Raw genomic sequence first — 17,452 nt, forward strand, 5'->3', positions numbered from 1 at the left:
GGTCTTCCAGTCGCCTGACGAACCGGAAGGTCAGCACGTCGTTCTCCCATGGAGACGTCGTCCACCTCCCAGATCGCGATATAGCCCGTCCGTTCGAACCCTTCGCCGTCCCCGATCACCTTGTCGTCGCTCAGGATGACCCGCCGAAGCCGCCTGATGCCCTCCACCAGCTCGACGTGCTTCGGGTCACTCTGCCAGGCGCGCGGCGCCTCGTATCGACCGTTCCGGAAGACATGCTTGTGGACGCACGGAAGCCTTCCGCCCCCGGCGGTCGCGAACCATGAGCCGCGCTGTCCGATTGCCTTCCCCGGCGGCATGTCAGTGGGCCAGCATGCCCTCGATGGCCGCCTCGATCTCGGCAATCCGGAACGGCTGGCCCGACACCTTCGAGAACGGCCGCGCATCCACCAGATACTGGTCGCGGAGCAGCGTCTTCAGCTGCCCCGTGTTCATCTCCGGCACCAGCACGCGGCGGAAGCCGGCAAGAAGCGCCCCAAGGTTCGCCGGCAGCGGCCACAGGTGCCGCAGGTGGATGTGCGATACCCTGATCCCCCGCGCCCGGCACCGCGCCACCGCCTGGCGGATGGGGCCGAAGGTCGAGCCCCAGCCCACCACGGCAAGGTCGCCCGTCTCCTCACCCAGCTCCACGCGCTGGGCCGGAATGTAGCGGGCAATCCCGTCCACCTTGGCCTTCCGCGTGTCGGTCATCTTCTGGTGGTTCTCCGGGCTGTAGTCGATGTTCCCTGTCGCGTAGCTCTTCTCGATCCCGCCGATCCGGTGGGTAAGCCCGGGCGTCCCCGGCCTGATCCAGATCCGCCGCAGCGTCTCCGGGTCGCGCGCATAGGGGTTGATGTGCCCCTCCGCTGGCACCTCGGTGTGGAAGCGCACCGGAATGGGCGGGAAGTCCTCCACCTTCGGCACGCGCCACGGCTCGGCGGCGTTCGCAATGTAGCCGTCGGTCAGGAGCATCACCGGCGTCATGAACATGAGCGCCAGCCGGCACGCCTCGATTGCCACCTCGAAGCAGTCGGAAGGGCTCCTCGCGGCAATCACCGGCATCGGCGTATCGCCATTCCTCCCATAGACCGCCTGGTAGAGGTCCGACTGCTCGGTCTTGGTGGGCAGCCCGGTCGAGGGCCCGCCGCGCTGCGAGTTGACGATGACGAGCGGCAGCTCGGTCATGACCGCAAGCCCCATGGCCTCGGTCTTGAGCGCAATCCCCGGCCCCGAGGAGGAGGTGACGCCAAGGCTCCCCGCATAGCTCGCCCCGATCGCCGCGCAGATGGCGGCGATCTCGTCCTCCGCCTGGAAGGTCGTCACGTCATATTCCTTGAGGCGCGCCAGCGCGTGGAGGAGCGACGAGGCCGGGGTGATGGGGTAGCCGCCGAAGAAGAGCGGCAGCCCGGCGAGCTTGGCGCCGGCCACCAGGCCCAGCGACAGGGCCTCCGCCCCCGTGACGGTCCGGTAGAAGCCGGGCTCCACCGCCGCCGGCGCCACCCGGAACTGCTTCAGCGGCCCCGAGAGCTCCGCCGTCTCGCCATAGGCGTGGCCGGCGTTCAAGGCCGCGATGTTGGCGTCCCTCAGCAGCGCGTTGGGGCCGAACTTGCGCGTCAGCCAGTCGATCACGGGCTTCCTCGGCCGGCCGAACATCCAGAGCGCCAGCCCCAGCGTCCACATGTTCTTGCACCTGAGCGCATCCTTGTTGCCCAGGCCGAACTCCTTCACCGCCTCCAGCGTCTGCCGGCTGATGTCGAAGGCGAGCAGCTGGTACTTCGCCAGGCTCCCGTCCTCGAGCGGGTTCGTCTCGTAGCCCGCCTTCTTCAGGTTGCGCTCGCCGAACTCGCCCGAGTCGGCGATGATCATGCCGCCCACCCGCAGGTCCTTGAGGTTCACCTTCAGGGCCGCCGGGTTCATCGCGACGAGCACGTCGGGCTGGTCGCCTGCCGTGTCGATCCGGCTCGAGCCGAAGTGAATCTGGAAGGCCGAGACTCCGAACAGCGTGCCCTGCGGCGCGCGGATCTCGGCGGGAAAGTCGGGGAAGGTCGCAAGGTCGTTGCCGGCAAGCGCGGTCGAGATGGTGAACTGCCCGCCGGTCAGCTGCATCCCGTCGCCCGAGTCGCCGGCAAAGCGCACCACCACATGGTCGGCGTGGGGGTCGAGCCCGGGCTGGCCGGAGGCGTCCCCGGCCGGGGCTTGCGCAAGGGTGGCCATCGTCTGCTCCGCTTCGGTTTCTGCTCGGGCGCCGAACCTAGGCGCCAAGCCCCGCGCGGGGAAGCGCCTTTTCATCATCCTGCAACGATGGCGAGGGGAGGCCGGCCAGCCCCGCCAGCGCCAGCGCGTGCCGCCGCGCCAGCACCCCCGGCTCCGGCCCGTAGCCGCCGCCGAGCGTCGCCGCCACGGGCACGCCGGCGGCAAGGCAGGCCTCGCGCACCAGCCGGCTCCGCTCGCGAAGCCCGGCGTCGGAAAGCGCAAGCCGCCCCAGCGCGTCGCCTTCGTGCACGTCAACGCCAGCCTGCACCAGCACGAGGTCCGGCCGCGCGCGGGCAAAGGCTGCGGCCAACCCGGCCGCCAGCGCCTCCATGTAGGCGTCGTCGCCGCAGCCGTCGGGAAGCCCCACGTCGAGGTCGGAGACCGCCTTGCGCACGGGGAAGTTCCGCTCGCCATGGATCGAGAAGGTAAAGGCCCCCTCGACGCCCGCGAGGCACATGGCCGTGCCGTCGCCCTGGTGCACGTCCATGTCCACCACCAGCACCCGCCGCCCCGCGCGCACCTCCGCTGCGGCAGCCACTGCCAGGTCATTGAGCACGCAGAAGCCCGCGCCCCAGTCCGGCATGGCGTGGTGGGCGCCGCCGGCAAGGTTGGCGGCAAAGCCCGTCGCGCGCGCCAGCGCCACCGCTTCCAGCGTTCCGCCCACCGCGAGCCGCGCCCGCATGGCAACGGCGGGCGTCACGGCAAAGCCGATCCGCCGCTCGAGCGGGGCGGGCACGCGCGCTGCCAGCACCGCCTCCACATAGGCCGCTCCGTGCACCGCGAGGAGCAGCTCCCGTCCCGCCGGCCCGGGCTCCACGAACCGCGCCGCCGGCACCACGGCGGCAAGCGCGTCCTTGACGGCCCGGTGCTTGCCGCCCGGAAACCGACGCCCGGCGGGCAGCGCCGCCGCATAGGCCTCGTGAAAGACGAACATGACCCCACCCGACGCCAGGCGCCGCCCCGGTCAAGATGGCGCGGTGTCTCCCGCCCCGGCCCCGGCCCCCGCGTCCCCGCCCTGGCGTTCGCCCGTCAGGCCGGCAGCGCCCTCCGCCGCCGGAGCGTGCCGCCCACCAGGCCGAAGCCGGCGATCAGCATCGCCCAGGTCGCGGGCTCGGGCACCGCGAAGGCCTGCAGCTCCGAGAGCGCATGGTAGAGATCGCCGCCGGTCGCCCGGAACCGCAGCCGGTCGGTCGTAAAAGCGGGGAGGATGCCGCTGTCGCGGGTCATCAGCCCGAAGCCGTCCACCTCCGGAACGTCGAACACGACGGTCCAGCGCGCGCCATCCCAGGCCTCGACGATGTAGCTGTCGTTGTTGTCGGCCTGCACCACCAGCCGGTTGAGGGTGTAGGGCCTGTCGAGGATCACCGTCCAGAACAGCTCGAACGGGTTCACGCTCGGGTGCTGGTCCCACCAGAAGCTGCCGTTGTTCCACTGGGTCATCTCCGGCCGGAACAGGCCGTCGACCGGCGCAAACGGGTTCGACAGCGTCGAGCCGGGGCCCCAGGGCGAGCCGGCCCGGAGCACGCCCGCCGTGCCGGGCCAGCTGATCACCCTGAAGCCCGCCGGAATGATGTTGGTTGCCGCCTGCGCCGCCGGCGCCAGCGCCAGCGCCGCCGCCGCAAGCCCGCCTCGCACCCGTGTCATGGATCCCTCCTTCCTTCGCGCCGGGACGACCCGTGGGCGCGCTGCCCCGACATCAGGCTAGCTTCCCCTCGCCTCCCCGGCAACGGGCATCGCCCCCGGGGAGGGCCGCCGCGTCCAGGTCGGCCCGTCCCGACATTCCGCAGCAGCGCGGCGACGCACGCGCCCTGCTCGTCTCCGGTCGCCCGGCGGGTGCACATCCGCCAGTTCATCGGACAGCCGCAGGTTCCGGCCGGAGCGCCGCCGGCACCACGGCGGGAGGGGCCTCGCGCACCAGCGCAGCCAACCCTGCCCGCCGAGCCAGCGCGCCAGCGCGGGCACCGCAGAGAGGAGGATCGGCGAAGCCGGTTCGCCCGGCTTGACATCGCGTTCCGCGGCGGCGATTTCCCCGCCCCTGCTGGTCCTCGGTCGCTCGGCGGGTGAGCATCCGACAGTTCATCGGGCGGCCGCGGGTTCGAGCCGGAGCGCCGCCGGCACCACGGCGGGAAGAGCGTCGCGCACCAGCGCAGCCAACCCTGCCCGGGGAGCCAGCGCGCCAGCGCGGGCACCGCAGAGAGGAGGATCGGCGAAGCCGGTTCGCCCGGCTTGACATCGCGTTCCGCGGCGGCGATTCCCGCCCCTGCTGGTCCTCGGTAGCTCAGCGGTAGAGCATCCGACTGTTAATCGGACGGCCGTAGGTTCGAATCCTACCCGAGGAGCCAGCGCGCCAGCGCGGGCTCCGGAGAGAGGAGGATCGGCGCGAGCCAATCCTACCCGAGGAGCCAGAGCGCCCCGTTCCCGCCCGCGCCCCTAAGCTTCCCCCGCGCCCAGCCGTTCACCTCCAGGGCCCGACGTGCGCGCGGCGCGGCGTCGGGCCATGGTGTCGAGGCAGTTCCGTTGCGCCACTTCGCCCCTCCGCTTGGCCGCAGCGCCGCGGGTTCCCCCGTCCCGGCGCTGCGCCGGCTCGAGCCCCTGTTCGAGGCGGCCGGCCTCGGAGTCTGGGCGGTCGATCTCGCAACCGAGCGCGTCTGGTGGAGCGCGCTCACCCGCCGCATCCACGAGGTCCCCGCCGGCTTCGCCCCCGACCTCGCCTCGGCACTCGCCTTCTACGCGCCCGAAGACCGGGACCGCCTCGCCGCCACCATCGCCACCGCCCGCGCCACCGGCGACCCCTGGGACCAGACCAACCGCCTCGTCACCGCCGCCGGCCGTCCCCTCCTCCTTCGTTCCTGCGGCCGCGCGCTCCCCGGCCCCGATGGCGCGATGCGCTGGCTCCTTGGCACCTGCGAGGACGTGACCGAGACGACCGCCCGCGCCGAGGAGCACCGCCGCCTCGCCCTCGTCGTCGAGCAGATGTCGAACGCCGCGATCGTCGCCGACCCGGACGGCCGCGCCGTCTGGGCCAACCCGGCCTTCGCGCGCCTCACCGGCCGGCCGGTCTCCGCCTTCGTCGGCCGGAAGCCGGGGTCGCTCCTCCAGGGCCCCGGCACCGATCCGGCCACCGTGCGCGCCATCGGCGCGGCGCTGCGCGCCGGCGAACCCTTCGAAGGCGAGATCCTCAACTATCACGCCAGCGGCCGATCCTACTGGATCCGCCTTGCCATCTCCCCCGTCCGCCGCGAGGACGGCACGCTCGCCGGGTTCGTCGGCATCGAGGAGGAGGTGACCGCCCGCCGCAACGCCGAGACGCTGCTGCGCGATGTCATAGACAGCGTCCCCGTCCTCATCTCCGCCTACGACAGCGAGAACCGGCTGCTGCTCGCCAACCGCAGGCTCCTCGACTGGTTCCCCGAGATCGCCGACGTCCTCGTTCCCGGCTGCCCGCTCGAGACCTCGGCCCGCGCCTGGTACAATCGCGCCTTCGGCATCGCCGACGATGGCAGCGGCAGGCTCGACCACCTCGCCCGCGAGGGCGCCGCCATGATTGCCGCCGGAGTCGACGGGCTCGAGACCCGCCTGCCTAACGGGCGCTGGCTCCTCTCCTCCTCGAAGCGCTCGCCCTCGGGCAACCTCATCTGGGTCCGCACCGACATCAGCGCGCTGAAGTCCGCCGAGCTCCAGGCGCGCGACGCCGCCAGCCGCGATGCCCTGACCGGCCTCCTCAACCGCGCCGGCTTCATGGCCATCCTCAAGGCCATGAAGGCCCGCATGGGGCCCGGCACGCCGCCCGCCGGCACCCTCCTCCTCGTCGACGTCGACCATTTCAAGTCGGTCAACGACAGCTACGGCCACGAGGCCGGGGACCTTCTCCTCCGCCTCGTCGCCCGCCGCCTCGCCCGCGCGGTCCGCAAGACCGACCTCGCCGCCCGCCTCGGCGGCGACGAGTTCGCCCTGTTCCTCGCCGAGGTCGGCGCGGACCAGGCCGAGGCCCGCGCCGCCGAGCTCCTCGCCCGCTGCACCCGCCCGCTGCGCCTTGCCGGCATGACGCTCGTCCCCTCGCTCTCGATCGGCGCGGCGTCCGCCACCCCCGACATCGAGGACTGCGAGGAGCTGCTCCGCCGCGCCGACCGCGCCCTCTACGCCGCCAAGGGCCAGGGCCGCGGCCGCGCCGTCGCCTACACCGCCCATCTCGCCGAGGAGCTCGCCAGCCGCCGCCGCCTCGCCGAGCGGCTCCGCCGCGCCCTTGCCCACGGCGAGGTCGCCATCGCCCTCCAGCCCCAGGTCCACCTCGCCTCCGGCCGCGTCGACGGCTTCGAGGCGCTCGCCCGCTGGACCGACCAGGGCACCCCCGTCCCCCCGCCCGAGTTCGTCGCCGCCGCCGACGAGCATGGCCTTGCCGCCCTCCTCGGCCGCGCCGTCCTCGCCCAGGCGCTCGACGCCGCCCGCCAGCTTGCCGCCGCGGCCGGCCGCCCCATCCGCGTGGGCGTCAACGTCTCCACCGCCCAGCTCATGGCCGAGGACTTCGCCCGCGACGTCCTCGCCCTCCTCGCCGATGCCGGCGTGCCCCCTTGCGCCCTCGAGCTCGAGATCACCGAGCACGTCCTCCTCGACCGCGGCATCGCCCGCCTCGCCGCCCATCTCGACGCGCTCCGCGCCGCCGGAGTCCGCATCGCGCTCGACGACTTCGGCACCGGCCATGCCTCGCTCGTCCACCTCGGCACGCTTCCGGTCGACGGCCTCAAGGTCGACCGGAGCTTCACCGCCGCCATTGGCCGCGACCGCCGCGGCGAGCTCCTCACCCGCACCATCCTCGGCCTCGCCCGCGGCCTCGATCTTGCCTGCGTCGTCGAGGGCGTGGAGACCGAGGCCCAGCGCCGCTTCCTCGAGGCCCATGGCTGCACCCATATCCAGGGCTGGCTCACCGGCCGCCCCATGCCCCTCGATGCCGCGCGCGCCGTCGTCGCTGCCACCAGTCCCGGCCGGCCCGCGGCCCAGGCCGTCCGCCGCCGCACCTACACCGCCGGCGCCCGCTCCGGCTGAGCCCCGCGCCGCCCCCCGCGCCGCCCCCCGCTCCGGCTGATTTCTGCTTCCGCTTGTGTCCCTATCGACGAAACAGCCGCTCGGGCAGTCCGGACTGGCGGATGATGGACTTCAAGGTTCCGAGCGGAACGTCGTCGTTCATGCGATGCGGCTTCACCGTCACGATCCGGACTATCCCCGCCACCTCGCCCCTGAACTGCTGATGGCTTGTAGCGCCGGTCGGCTGCCGGACGAACCCGGAAGCCAGAAGCACCTCGATGACGTCCCGGTAAGTGGCTCTCAGGCGGGGCACGGAACCCCGAACACCGCCGGGAGTGACCGATCCGATGCCCGGCGGCGCAAGAGCTGAAGCTGAAACGCCAGCCACAGCTTCAGTCGAACGGACCATGGCGCGCGACGAGACAGAAGTTTCTTGCGCGTCTCCGGCTCCTCCTCCATCGCAGCTTCGATATAGCTCCGAATGGCATCGCGGAGCGTCGCCTGCGCCTCAGGCAGGCTTTCCGCCTCGATCGCGATGTCGAGATCGACGCAGATCGCCTCCCACCGTTCGCCGACGGGATAGGCGTAGCAAAGCAGATCGTGCCGCACGCTCAACCATCCTCCGGTCCGGTGACCGCTCTCCCCAGAACGGCACGCGCAACCTCAAGTTCACTTCCCATATAGCAAGCCTGACGGCGCAATGCGATCGTCGCCGATGGTCGGTCGCTCCGCTCCTACCGCCCCTCGAACCGCCCGGCCCGCTTCTCGCGGAAGGCCGCGAGCGCCTCGCGGTGGTCCGCCGTCAGGGTCGCAAGCAGCCACTGGTCGGCATCCGCATGCAGCACCGCCCCGCCAAGCGCATGGGCCAGCGCATTGATGCTCCGCTTGGCCATCTGCACCGCCACCGGCGGCAGCGCGGCAAGCTCCCGCGCCAGCGCCAGCGCGCGCCCCTCGGGGTCGTCGGCCACCTCGTCCACCAGCCCCCAGCGCGCAAGCGTCTCCGCCCCCAAGAGCGCGCCCGTCAGCACCAGCCGCTTCGCCCGCGCCGGGCCGGTGAGCGCCAGCAGCGGCGCGATCGCGTTCCACATCAGCGGAATGCCCAGCCGCACCTCGCCATAGCCGAGGCGCGCGTCGGGTGCTGCCACGCGGAAGTCGGCAACGCTCGCCAGGCACGCCCCGCCCCCGGTCGCCACCCCCCGCATCGCGCACACCACCGGCTGGTCCACCTCGAGCCAGGCGCGGAGCGTCCGCGCCCCCTGCCGCGCCATCCGCCGCAGCACGCCAAGCGCAGGCCGCTCCCCGCCCGCGCCCGCCTCCATGGCACCCCCCTCCATCGCGCCAATGTCCATCCCAACCGAGAAGTCCGGCCCGTCGGCCATCAGCACCACGGCGCGCACCTCCGCGTCGGCCGCGAGCGCGTCCGCCACCCGCTCCAGCTCGGCGAGCATCGCAACCGTCAGCGCGTTGCGCCGCTCCGCGCGCGCCAGCGTGACCTTCAGCACATCCCCGTCGCGCTCGAGCCTCAACGCCATCCGCGCTGCCTCCTCCCGGCCCCTCTCGCCTGCCCCGCCCGGCCCCTCCGCCTGCCCCGCCCGGCCCCGCCGCCTGCCCCGCCCGGCCCCTCGCGCCGCCTCCTCCCGGCCCCGCCGCCTGCCCCGCCCGGCCCCTCGCGGCTGCGGCCTCGTCCGCCCCCTGCCTTCCGGCCCCGCCCTCCGGCCCCCGGCTCCGGCTCAGTGCAGCTTGAGCTTCGGCCGCACCACCGCGTTCACATGCCCCACGAGGATGAGCGCCATCCCCTTTAGCCAGCCGTGGATGGCGAGCAGGTGCATCCGGTACAGCGAGAGATACATCAGCCGCGCAAGCCTGCCCTCCACCGCCATCCGCCCGCCCACCAGGTTCCCCATCAGGCTCCCCACGGTCGAGAAGCGCGAGAGCGAGACGAGCGAGCCCCGGTCGCGGTAGACGAAGGGCTGAAGCGGCCGGCCCTCCTGGGCCGCCACCAGGTTGCGGAACACGGTTTCGGCCATCTGGTGCGCCGCCTGCGCGCGCGGCGGCACCGGCCGGTCGGCGCCCTCGGGCCGGAAGAAGGCGCAGTCGCCCATCGCGAAGATCCGGTCGTCGCGCGTCGTCTGGAGCGTGGGCCGCACCACCAGCTGGGCGTTCGGCGTCGTCTCGAGCCCGCCGATGTCCTTGAGATAGTCGGCGCCGCGCACGCCCGCCGCCCAGACGAGGAGGTCGCCGGCAATGCGCTCGCCGTCCGCCGTCACGATCGCGCCGGCCTCGGCCCGCACCACCTTCGTCCCCTCCCGCACTTTCACCCCAAGCGCCTCCAGCTCGGCCTTCGCCGCCGCCGCCAGCGGCTCGGGCAGCGCCGGCAGGATCCGCGGACCCGCCTCGACGAGGGTGACCCGCAGGCGCGATTCGTCGAACACCTCGAGCCCATAGTGCCGGAGGCCCGCGGCGGCGTTGTAGAGCTCGGCCGAAAGCTCCACGCCCGTCGCGCCCCCGCCCACCACCACCACGTCGACGAACTCGTCGGTCCCGTGGCCGAGCGACATCTTCCGCGACACGCGCAGGCAGTGGTTCAGGAGCCGGTTGCGGAACCGGTCGGCCTGCGCGCGGTCGTCGAGGAAGAGGCAGTGCTCGCGCACGCCCGGGGTCCCGAAGTCGTTGGTGACGGAACCCACCGCCACCACCAGCCAGTCGTAGCGGATCCGGTGCTCGCCCACGAGCTCGCGCCCGTCCTCGTCCAGCATGGGTGCCAGGATCACCTCGCGCGCCTCCCGGTCGATCCCGGAGAGGCTGCCGTGGAAGAAGCGGTAGCCCCAGCGGTGGCAGTGGCTCCGGTAGCCCACTTCGTCGAGGTTGGCGTCGAGCGAGCCGGCCGCCACCTCGTGGAGGAGCGGCTTCCAGATGTGGGTCCGGTTGCGCTCCACGAGGATGATGTCGTGGCTGCGGCGGCCGTACTTCGCGCCCAGCCGGCGGGCGAGCTCGAGGCCGCCGGCCCCGCCGCCCGCGATCACGATCTGGGTCTTGCGCTCCGCCATGGCCGCCCCCTCGCACCTGCAGCAGGGCTTCGCAAGCGCGCCTGCCGCCGCGCCCCAGCCCCTTCCGCCCCCGCCCCTTCCGCCCCCGCCCCTTCCGCCCCAGCCCCTTCCGCCCCCGCCCCTTCCGCGCCGTCCCGGCCGCCCGCGCGCCCTGCCCCCCCGCGCCCGCCACCGGCCCGGGCGGCCCCGGCGCCCTCAGCGCTGGTGCACCATCCGCTGCCCGGGCACCGGGCTCCTGGCCTTCAGCACGAAGTCCGCGCGAATCGAGCCGACATAGAGGTCGCGCATGTCCTCACCCCCCCAGGTCACGTTGGTCGGGTGGTCGAACAGCAGCCCCTCCGGGTCCTCGACCACGGTCTCCACGGCCCCCGACGGGGTGATGGCCACGATCCGGTTGGCCGCCGGCAGCGCCACCCAGAGGTTGCCGTCGGCATCGAAGCCGCAGCCGTCGGTATAGCCGAGGTTGCGGAAGATCTCGGGCGGCGGCGGATTCGCCGGGTCCACGGGGCCGGGAAGCAGGGTGCCGAGCTGCGGCCCGTAGGGCTCGCCCGGCCCGAGCTCCCCCGGCCCCAGCACGGGAAAGCGCAGCACGTTCGCCGCGCTCGTCTGGCAGACATAGAGGTGCCGCTCCCCTTCGTCGAAGGCGCAGCCGTTGGCAAAGCGCAGGCCCTCGGCCGCCACCCGCACCTCGCCCGAGTGCAGGAGCGCGAAGACGAAGCCGTCGCTGCGCCCGTCGAGCGCCTGCGGCCAGGTCGCAGCCCAGGTCGAATGGGTGCACCAGATGGTGCCGTCGGCGGCGACCACCGGGTAGTTCGAGGAGACGAGCCGCCGCCCGCCGATCCCGGCCACCAGCGTCTCGTGGCGGCCCGTTCTCGGGTCGAACCGCTCGAGCGGCCCCGGCTCGCCGTCATAGATCCCGAAGTTGGCAACGATGATCCGGCCCCCGGCGTCCATGGTGATGCCGTTGGGCGCGCCCCCCTTCGGCCCCAGCCGGGTGAAGCTGCCGTCGGGGTGGATTTCGGCCACGCAAGCCTGGTGCTCGGAGGCGAAGACCCGCCCGTCGCGTCCCACCACCACGTCCTCGGGCCGGTCGATGCCCTTCGCCACGGCCACGAAGTCGGACGCCGCCATCCACGCCATCGCCTGCCTCCCCGCGCTGCCCCGCGCCTCCCTGCGCCTCCCTGCGCCCGCTGCCCTGCCACGCGCGCCGGCGGCCGTCCATGCTTGCGCTTGGCCGCCGCCCCTGCCACGCTCGGCGCGAGGGAGTTCCATGACCAGCGAGCCCGTCCCCCATCTCGATGCCCTCATCGTCGGCGCCGGCCTCTCCGGCATCGGCATGGCCTGGCACCTCCTCAACCGCTGCCCGAGCCGGCGCATCCTCCTCCTCGAGGGCCGCGACCGCCTCGGCGGCACCTGGGATTTCTTCCGCTACCCCGGAATCCGCTCGGATTCCGACATGTTCACGCTGGGCTACCGCTTCCGCCCCTGGCGCGAGGCGAAGGCGATCGCCGACGGCCCCGCGATCCTCCGCTACCTGACCGAAACGGCGGAGGAGGCCGGCATCACCCGCCTCATCCGCTTCCGCCACCGCGTCACCGCCGCCGACTGGGACACGAAGGCGAACCGCTGGACGGTCACCGCCGAAACGCCCGAGGGCCCCCGCCGCTTCACCTGCCGGCTCCTCCTCGCCTGCGCCGGCTACTACAGCTACGAGGAGCCCCACGACCCCCCGCTCCCCGGCGAGGAGCGGTTCGCCGGCATCCGCTTCCACGCCCAGCACTGGCCAGACGCCCTCGACCATGCCGGCAAGCGCGTGGTGGTCGTCGGCTCGGGGGCGACTGCCGTCACCCTCGTGCCTGCGCTGGCCAAGACGGCCGCGCACGTCACCATGCTCCAGCGCTCGCCCACCTGGATGGTCAGCCGCCCGAGCGAGGACCGCGTGGCGAACGCCATCCGCGCCCTCCTTCCCGGGCGCCTTGCCTACTGGCTGGTGCGCTGGCGCAACATCGCCCTCCAGCGCTGGGTCTTCGAGCTTGCCCGCCGCCGCCCCGAGCAGGTCGGCAGGCGGCTTCTCGCGATGCTGGAGGCCGAGCTCCCGCCAGAGCAGATCGCCGCCCACTTCACGCCCCGCTACAATGTCTGGGACCAGCGCCTGTGCCTCGTCCCCGATGGCGACCTCTTCAGGGCCATCCGCTCCGGCCGCGCCGAGGTCGTCACCGACACCATCGCGGAAGTGACCGCAACCGGCATCACCACCGTCTCGGGCCGCCACATCGAGGCCGACATCCTCGTCAAGGCGACCGGCCTCACGATTCGCCTCATGGGCGGACTCGCGGTTTCGATCGACGGCGTGCCCCAGCACCTCCCCGACCGCTTCACCTACAAGGCGATGATGTTCGAGGGCATCCCCAACCTCGTCTCGGTGTTCGGCTACACCAACGCGTCGTGGACGCTGAAGGCCGATCTCACGGCCGAATTCGCCTGCCGCCTCCTCAACGCGCTCGATGCGAAGGGCGCGGCCGTCGCGGTGGCCGAGAACCGGGACCCCGAACTCGCGCACGAGCCCTGGCTCGACTTCACCTCGGGCTATGTCCAGCGCGCGCTCCCGCTCCTGCCGAAGCGCGGGTCGAAGGTGCCCTGGAAGGTCCACCAGAACTATCTGAAGGACTTGCGCCTCATCCGCCACGCCCCGCTTGAGGATGGCGTGCTCGGCTTCCACCGCCGCTGGGCCCCCGCGCCCGCTGCCGCGTGCTCCGCCTCTGCCGCGCCCGCTGCCGCGCCCGCCCCGGCCGAGGCTCAGGCCGCCGCCATCCCCGGCAGCGCCACCGGCGCCTCCGCGCCCGTCTCCACCGCCTCGGCCGCAACCGGCGGCACGGTGCCCGCATAGAGCGCGAACAGCCGGGCGAAGTGCTCGGCAGTCGAGATCACGCACCGCCGCCGCCCCACGCACGCCGCCGCCCTCAGCGCCGCCGGGTCGCGCCGGGCGAAGGCCACGAGCGCCCGGGCCGCGTCGGCTTCGTCGCCGGCGCGGTAGCTCTCGCCCCAGGCCGGGTCGGCCGCGTCCGAGCAGCCGCCGGCATCGGGCAGCACCAGCGGCGTGCCAGACGCGAGCGCCTCCGAGGCGACGAGGCCGAAGGTCTCGGCCCGGCTGGCGTGCGCGAAGCCGTCGGCCGAGGCGAGGATCCGCGCCACCAGCTCGCGGTCCGCCACGTGGCCGAGGAGCCGCACGTTGCCTGCGGCCGCCGCTGCCCGCTCCACGCGCGCCCGGTCGAACCCGTCGCCCAGCTGCACCAACCCCAGCGGCACCTCGCGGCCGGCGCGGGCAACCGCGCGGAACAGCATCGGCCAGCGCTTCTCGTGGTGGTGCCGGCCGATGGCCACCATCAGGCGCGCCTCCGCAGGCAGGCCAAGCAGCGCGAGGAGCTCGGCCCTCAGCCCCTCGTCCCGCTTCTCCGGGCGGAACAGCTCGAGGTCGATCCCCCAGGGCACCATGTCGGCTGCGATCCCGGCCTCGGCCGCCACCCGCCGCTGCATCCAGCGCGTGCCGGCCACCACCCGGTCGAACCGCCGCGCCAGCCGCGCAAGATAGCCCCAGTACCAGAAGCAGGCCCCGTCCACCCACGCCGGCGGCAGCAGCTTGCGGAACCAGGTCTGCGGGTGCTGCGCCACGAAGTCGGCGTGGAGCACGAGCGCGCGCCGCGCCTCGCGCGCCGCCCGGCCCTGCCAGGTCGCCACCGCCACCGCCCCCAGCATGAAGGAGGAGGCCTCCACCACGTCGGGCTTCAGCGCATCGAGCTCGGCATGGAGCCGCTTCACGCCCGCGAACAGGTGGTAGCGCCGGTCGACCGGAATGGCCGGCGCCTTGAGATACCGCACCACCCCGCCCGGCCGCACCTCCTCGCGGTCCTCCGGCCCCGGCGCCAGCACCGTCACCCGGTGCCCGGCAGCCGCCGCGAACGCGAGCTTGGCGTCGATGTAGGTCTTCACGCCCCCGCCGAGCGGCGCGTAGAACTCGGCGACATCGACGATGTGCATCACTCGGCCGCCTCCGGCCGGCGCCCGGCCACCCGCTCCTCCGCGCGCCGAAGCGGCCGGAAGGCAAGCCCCTGCAGGTAGTTCATCACCACCAGCTGCTCCACGCGCCCCGCGCCTGCCTGGAACGCCACCTCGTCGTGCCGCGGCTTCGCCCGGCCGATCCGCGGGTTGCCCGAAAAACCCGCCCCGTCGCGGAAGATGTCGAACTTCCACCGCGGGCTCGGCTGGTGCACCACCGAGACGCCATAGACCCCCGGCGCCGGCACCTTCAGGCACAGCTCGACGGGCCCCGCCGCCGGCACCGGCAGCCACGCCCGGCGGAACGGCCGCCCCTCGCGCTCCAGCAGCCGGTCGGGCTTCAGCCAGTCGGCCTCGGTCGCGGGGTAGAGCTCCGCCCTCACCGTGCCGCTGCGCGCGCGCAAGCCCTCCACCCGCACGCGCACGGCCGCCTCGCGGCTCCCGGGCGCGCAGGCGGGCGCATCGTCCCCCATCACGATCGGCCGGGTGTTCGGCGCACCCTCCACAAGCCCCGGGGCGGCCTCGGCGGCCAGCACGGGCGCAAGCGCCAGCAGGGCAACAAGGGTCAGCGTCGGTCGCATCCGGCCCAGCTAGGAAGGCATTGCGGCGCAATCGGGGCAGCGCGGCGTCACCCCCGCGGCAGCCGGCCGCGCCTTACCAGGGAATGGGGCTTCCATCCCAGGCCAGGAACCGCCCCGAGTCCGCGGGCGTCAGCGCATCCATCACCCGCGTGAGATTGGCCGCCGCCACCTGCGCCGTCACCAGCTGCCCGGGCTTCAGGTTCCGCTGGAACGGCTTCGACATCCCCGTGTCCACCGTCCCCGGATGGAGCGCGACGAGGCACGCTCTCGGGTTCTTCCGCGCCATCTCGACGGCAAGCGTCTTCACCAGCTGGTTCGCTGCCGCCTTCGCCATCCGGTAGCCGTGCCAGCCGCCCAGCCGGTTGTCGCCGATCGAGCCCACGCGCGCCGTCAGCACCGCGAACACCGCGCATCCCTCCCGGGCCAGCTTCGGCAGGAAGGCCCTGGCCGCCATCGCGGGCGCCACCGCGTTCGCCACATAGGTCTCGATGAGCCATCCGGGGTCCAGCATCCGGAAGTCCCGCTCCGGCATCCGCCCGTCGCGGTGGAGGAGGCCGGTTGCCACCACCACCCGGTCGAGCGGCCCGTCGAGCGCGTCGGCCGCCGCGAGAAAGGTCTCGGGGCGCATCGCGTCGATTTCCGGCCGGGAAAGGCGGAGCACCCGCTCGCCGCGCGCCTCGGCGAGGTCGGCGAGCGCCCGGCCAATGCCCCCCGAGGCCCCCACCACGAGCGTCGTTCGGGGCGAGGCGGGCGCAGCGACAGGGGCGGAGGAAGGGGCGGGCGCGGGCGGGACAGGGTCTGGCATCGCGCGCTGCCTAGCCGCCGTCCGGGCTGCCGCCAACCGCCAGCCCGCCGCACGCCGGCGGCGCGTCGAAGCCTGCCATATCGGCACGCAGAGGCTCCTCGCGGCCGCCAGTTCGGTCATTTTCTCCCTCAGGCGCGGCCGGCGCTTTCCCGAGGGTGCCGCACCGCCCCGCGGGGCCGCCCTCCGTCCATCCAACGGGAAAGGGCGGCCCCGCGGGGCGGTGCCGGCCGGGCTTCCGGCGTCTCGGCCTGGGCTCCGCTGGCACCGTGCGCCGCCCGCCAGACTCGTCGGTCGGGCTCAGGCCTCCCGGCAGCCAAGCCGCCGGCGCGGCCTGCCCCGTCGGCCGCGCTTCCGGCGTCTCGGCGCCAGCTCCGCGGGCACCGTGCGCCTTCAGCCAGAGTCGTCGGTCCGGTCGGTCCCGCGTTCGCGGGCAAAGCCCGCAAAGCAGGCCCACCGGCCGGCCGCGCTTCCGGCGTCTCGGCGCCAGCTCCGCGGGCACCGTGCGCCTTCAGCCAGAGTCGTCGGTCCGGTCGGTCCCGCGTTCGCGGGCAAAGCCCGCAAAGCGGGCCCGCCGGCCGGCCGCGCTTCCGCCGTCTCGGCGCCAGCTCCGCTGGCGCCGTGCGCCTTCAGCCAGACTCGTCGGTCGGGCTCAGGCCTCCCGGCAGCCAAGCCGCCGGTGCGGCCTGCCCCGCCGGCCGCGCTTCCGGCGTCTCGGCGCCAGCTCCGCGGGCGCCGTGCGCCTTCAGCCCTGCAGGCGGGCGATCACCTGGTCCAGCTGGTCCAGGCTCTCGTAGCGGATCACGAGCTCCCCGTGCCCCGTCCCCGCCCCCTGCCGGATCATCACCACAAGCCCCAGCGCGTCGGCGAGGCTCGCCTCGAGCGCGGCAATGTCCGGGTCGCGCGCGGCAGCCCGCGCCCGCGCCACCTTCGCCCGCCGGCCGGCCGAGGCCAGCCACGCTTCCGCCTGCCGCACCGAAAATCCGCGCGCCGCCGCCTCGCGGATGAAGAGCTCCGGGTCCGGCGCCGAGAGCGCCAGCTTGGCAATGCCGAGGCTCACCTGCCCGGCCCTGACGGCGGCTTGCGCATTGCGCGGAAGATCGAGAAGCCTCAGCAGGTTGGCAATGTGGCTCCGGGCCTTGCCGGTCAGCCGCGCGATGGTCTCCTGGGTGTGGCCGAACTCCTGCGCCAGCCGGTTGTAGGCGTCCGCTTCCTCGAGCGGGTTCAGGTCCGCGCGCTGGACATTCTCGATGATCGCGGCCTCGAAGGTGGTGGCGTCGTCGAAGTCGCGGACGATCGCCGGCACCTCGTGCAGCCCCGCCCGCTGCGCGGCGCGCCAGCGCCGCTCGCCCGCCACGATCTCGTAGCGGCTGCCACGCGGCCTGAGCAGCAGCGGCTGGAGGATGCCCCGCTCGCGGATCGACTGCGCCAGCTCCTCGAGCCGGGCCTCGTCGAAGTCCTGGCGCGGCTGGCGCGGGTTGGGGTCGATGAGGTCGATTGCAACCGTGCCGGTTGCGGTCGCGAGCGGCGGGGCCGTGCCCATCTCGTCGAGAAGGGCCGCGAGCCCCTTGCCCAGCCGTCCTGCCGCCTTTGCCATGCCCTTGCTCTCCTCTTCCCGCCGCGCCGCCGCGCGCCCGTCCTGCCGCCCGTCCCGCCGCCCGGCCCCCCGCCCGTCTTCCCGCCCGTCCTGCCGCCCGCCG

At 73.6% G+C, this 17,452-nt stretch carries 13 protein-coding genes, 1 tRNA gene and 1 pseudogene; 3 read left to right on the forward strand and 12 right to left on the reverse strand.

Annotated features, from left to right (window positions below; genetic code table 11):
• Positions 1-318: 318 nt before the first annotated feature.
• The 3 genes and pseudogenes from H3H34_RS08275 to H3H34_RS14130 all read right to left on the reverse strand — a co-directional run.
• On the reverse strand, positions 319-2,211 hold the full coding sequence (locus H3H34_RS08275) for a 2-oxoacid:acceptor oxidoreductase subunit alpha (protein ID WP_194744774.1): 1,893 nt from the start codon (positions 2,209-2,211) through the stop codon (positions 319-321).
• A 37-nt stretch (positions 2,212-2,248) separates the two neighbouring features.
• The gene (locus tag H3H34_RS08280; protein ID WP_194744775.1) at positions 2,249-3,184 is read right to left on the reverse strand and encodes a histone deacetylase family protein; all 936 of its coding nucleotides are present in this window, start codon (positions 3,182-3,184) and stop codon (positions 2,249-2,251) included.
• Positions 3,185-3,279: 95 nt separating this feature from the next.
• Positions 3,280-3,375: pseudogene (locus H3H34_RS14130) on the reverse strand (PEPxxWA-CTERM sorting domain-containing protein); the annotation flags it as partial.
• A gap of 1,142 nt (positions 3,376-4,517) precedes the next feature.
• Here H3H34_RS14130 and H3H34_RS08290 point away from each other — a divergent pair.
• Together H3H34_RS08290 and H3H34_RS08295 are read left to right on the forward strand one after the other, a co-directional pair.
• Positions 4,518-4,592, forward strand: a tRNA-Asn gene (locus H3H34_RS08290).
• A 175-nt stretch (positions 4,593-4,767) separates the two neighbouring features.
• Positions 4,768-7,290 carry a sensor domain-containing protein gene (locus H3H34_RS08295; protein ID WP_194744776.1) on the forward strand — a complete coding sequence of 841 codons (2,523 nt, stop codon included), beginning with the start codon at positions 4,768-4,770 and terminating at the stop codon, positions 7,288-7,290.
• 61 nt (positions 7,291-7,351) lie between these two features.
• Here H3H34_RS08295 and H3H34_RS13600 read toward each other — a convergent pair whose 3' ends face one another.
• From H3H34_RS13600 to H3H34_RS08320, 5 genes are all read right to left on the reverse strand, one after another.
• Entirely contained in the window at positions 7,352-7,678 is a 327-nt protein-coding gene (locus tag H3H34_RS13600; RefSeq protein WP_235945500.1) for a type II toxin-antitoxin system HicA family toxin, read from the reverse strand.
• Entirely contained in the window at positions 7,570-7,878 is a 309-nt protein-coding gene (locus H3H34_RS08305) for a hypothetical protein (protein WP_194744778.1), read from the reverse strand. Before H3H34_RS08305 ends, H3H34_RS13600 begins: the two co-directional genes overlap by 109 nt.
• Positions 7,879-8,003: 125 nt before the next feature.
• Positions 8,004-8,801, reverse strand: coding sequence for an enoyl-CoA hydratase/isomerase family protein (locus H3H34_RS08310; RefSeq protein ID WP_194744779.1), 798 nt, complete (start codon positions 8,799-8,801; stop codon positions 8,004-8,006).
• Positions 8,802-8,999: 198 nt separating this feature from the next.
• On the reverse strand, positions 9,000-10,316 hold the full coding sequence (locus tag H3H34_RS08315) for an NAD(P)/FAD-dependent oxidoreductase (RefSeq protein WP_194744780.1): 1,317 nt from the start codon (positions 10,314-10,316) through the stop codon (positions 9,000-9,002).
• A gap of 195 nt (positions 10,317-10,511) precedes the next feature.
• Positions 10,512-11,456, reverse strand: a complete 945-nt coding sequence (locus tag H3H34_RS08320; RefSeq protein WP_194744781.1) for an SMP-30/gluconolactonase/LRE family protein — start codon at positions 11,454-11,456, stop codon at positions 10,512-10,514.
• Between the two features lie 130 nt (positions 11,457-11,586).
• Here H3H34_RS08320 and H3H34_RS08325 point away from each other — a divergent pair, with 130 nt between their 5' ends.
• Positions 11,587-13,203, forward strand: coding sequence for a flavin-containing monooxygenase (locus H3H34_RS08325; protein ID WP_194744782.1), 1,617 nt, complete (start codon positions 11,587-11,589; stop codon positions 13,201-13,203).
• On the opposite strand, the gene H3H34_RS08330 is transcribed toward H3H34_RS08325, so the two are convergent.
• The 4 genes from H3H34_RS08330 to H3H34_RS08345 form a co-directional block, all read right to left on the reverse strand.
• A complete protein-coding gene (locus H3H34_RS08330) occupies positions 13,113-14,351 on the reverse strand; it encodes a glycosyltransferase (protein WP_194744783.1) in 1,239 nt (412 codons plus the stop codon). The two genes, H3H34_RS08325 and H3H34_RS08330, sit on opposite strands and share 91 nt — an antisense overlap.
• Complete coding sequence (locus H3H34_RS08335) at positions 14,351-14,950, reverse strand: DUF2141 domain-containing protein (protein ID WP_194744784.1); 600 nt, start codon at positions 14,948-14,950, stop codon at positions 14,351-14,353. Before H3H34_RS08335 ends, H3H34_RS08330 begins: the two co-directional genes overlap by 1 nt.
• Positions 14,951-15,023: 73 nt before the next feature.
• A complete protein-coding gene (locus H3H34_RS08340; RefSeq protein ID WP_194744785.1) occupies positions 15,024-15,755 on the reverse strand; it encodes an SDR family NAD(P)-dependent oxidoreductase in 732 nt (243 codons plus the stop codon).
• Positions 15,756-16,497: 742 nt separating this feature from the next.
• Positions 16,498-17,349, reverse strand: a complete 852-nt coding sequence (locus H3H34_RS08345; protein WP_194744786.1) for a ParB/RepB/Spo0J family partition protein — start codon at positions 17,347-17,349, stop codon at positions 16,498-16,500.
• Positions 17,350-17,452: the final 103 nt, after the last annotated feature.

Origin of the sequence: Thermaurantiacus tibetensis (genome assembly GCF_015354055.1) — a bacterium.
Taxonomy (GTDB): domain Bacteria; phylum Pseudomonadota; class Alphaproteobacteria; order Sphingomonadales; family Sphingomonadaceae; genus Thermaurantiacus; species Thermaurantiacus tibetensis.

Bases quoted from the DNA above. Each gene is read 5' to 3' on its own strand.
- H3H34_RS08275 (WP_194744774.1), bottom strand. From the start codon at position 2,211: ATGGCCACCCTTGCGCAAGCCCCGGCCGGGGACGCCTCCGGCCAGCCC.
- H3H34_RS08280 (WP_194744775.1), bottom strand. From the start codon at position 3,184: ATGTTCGTCTTTCACGAGGCCTATGCGGCGGCGCTGCCCGCCGGGCGT.
- H3H34_RS13600 (WP_235945500.1), bottom strand. From the start codon at position 7,678: ATGGTCCGTTCGACTGAAGCTGTGGCTGGCGTTTCAGCTTCAGCTCTT.
- H3H34_RS08310 (WP_194744779.1), bottom strand. From the start codon at position 8,801: ATGGCGTTGAGGCTCGAGCGCGACGGGGATGTGCTGAAGGTCACGCTG.
- H3H34_RS08315 (WP_194744780.1), bottom strand. From the start codon at position 10,316: ATGGCGGAGCGCAAGACCCAGATCGTGATCGCGGGCGGCGGGGCCGGC.
- H3H34_RS08320 (WP_194744781.1), bottom strand. From the start codon at position 11,456: ATGGCGTGGATGGCGGCGTCCGACTTCGTGGCCGTGGCGAAGGGCATC.
- H3H34_RS08325 (WP_194744782.1), top strand. From the start codon at position 11,587: ATGACCAGCGAGCCCGTCCCCCATCTCGATGCCCTCATCGTCGGCGCC.
- H3H34_RS08330 (WP_194744783.1), bottom strand. From the start codon at position 14,351: ATGCACATCGTCGATGTCGCCGAGTTCTACGCGCCGCTCGGCGGGGGC.
- H3H34_RS08335 (WP_194744784.1), bottom strand. From the start codon at position 14,950: ATGCGACCGACGCTGACCCTTGTTGCCCTGCTGGCGCTTGCGCCCGTG.
- H3H34_RS08340 (WP_194744785.1), bottom strand. From the start codon at position 15,755: ATGCCAGACCCTGTCCCGCCCGCGCCCGCCCCTTCCTCCGCCCCTGTC.
- H3H34_RS08345 (WP_194744786.1), bottom strand. From the start codon at position 17,349: ATGGCAAAGGCGGCAGGACGGCTGGGCAAGGGGCTCGCGGCCCTTCTC.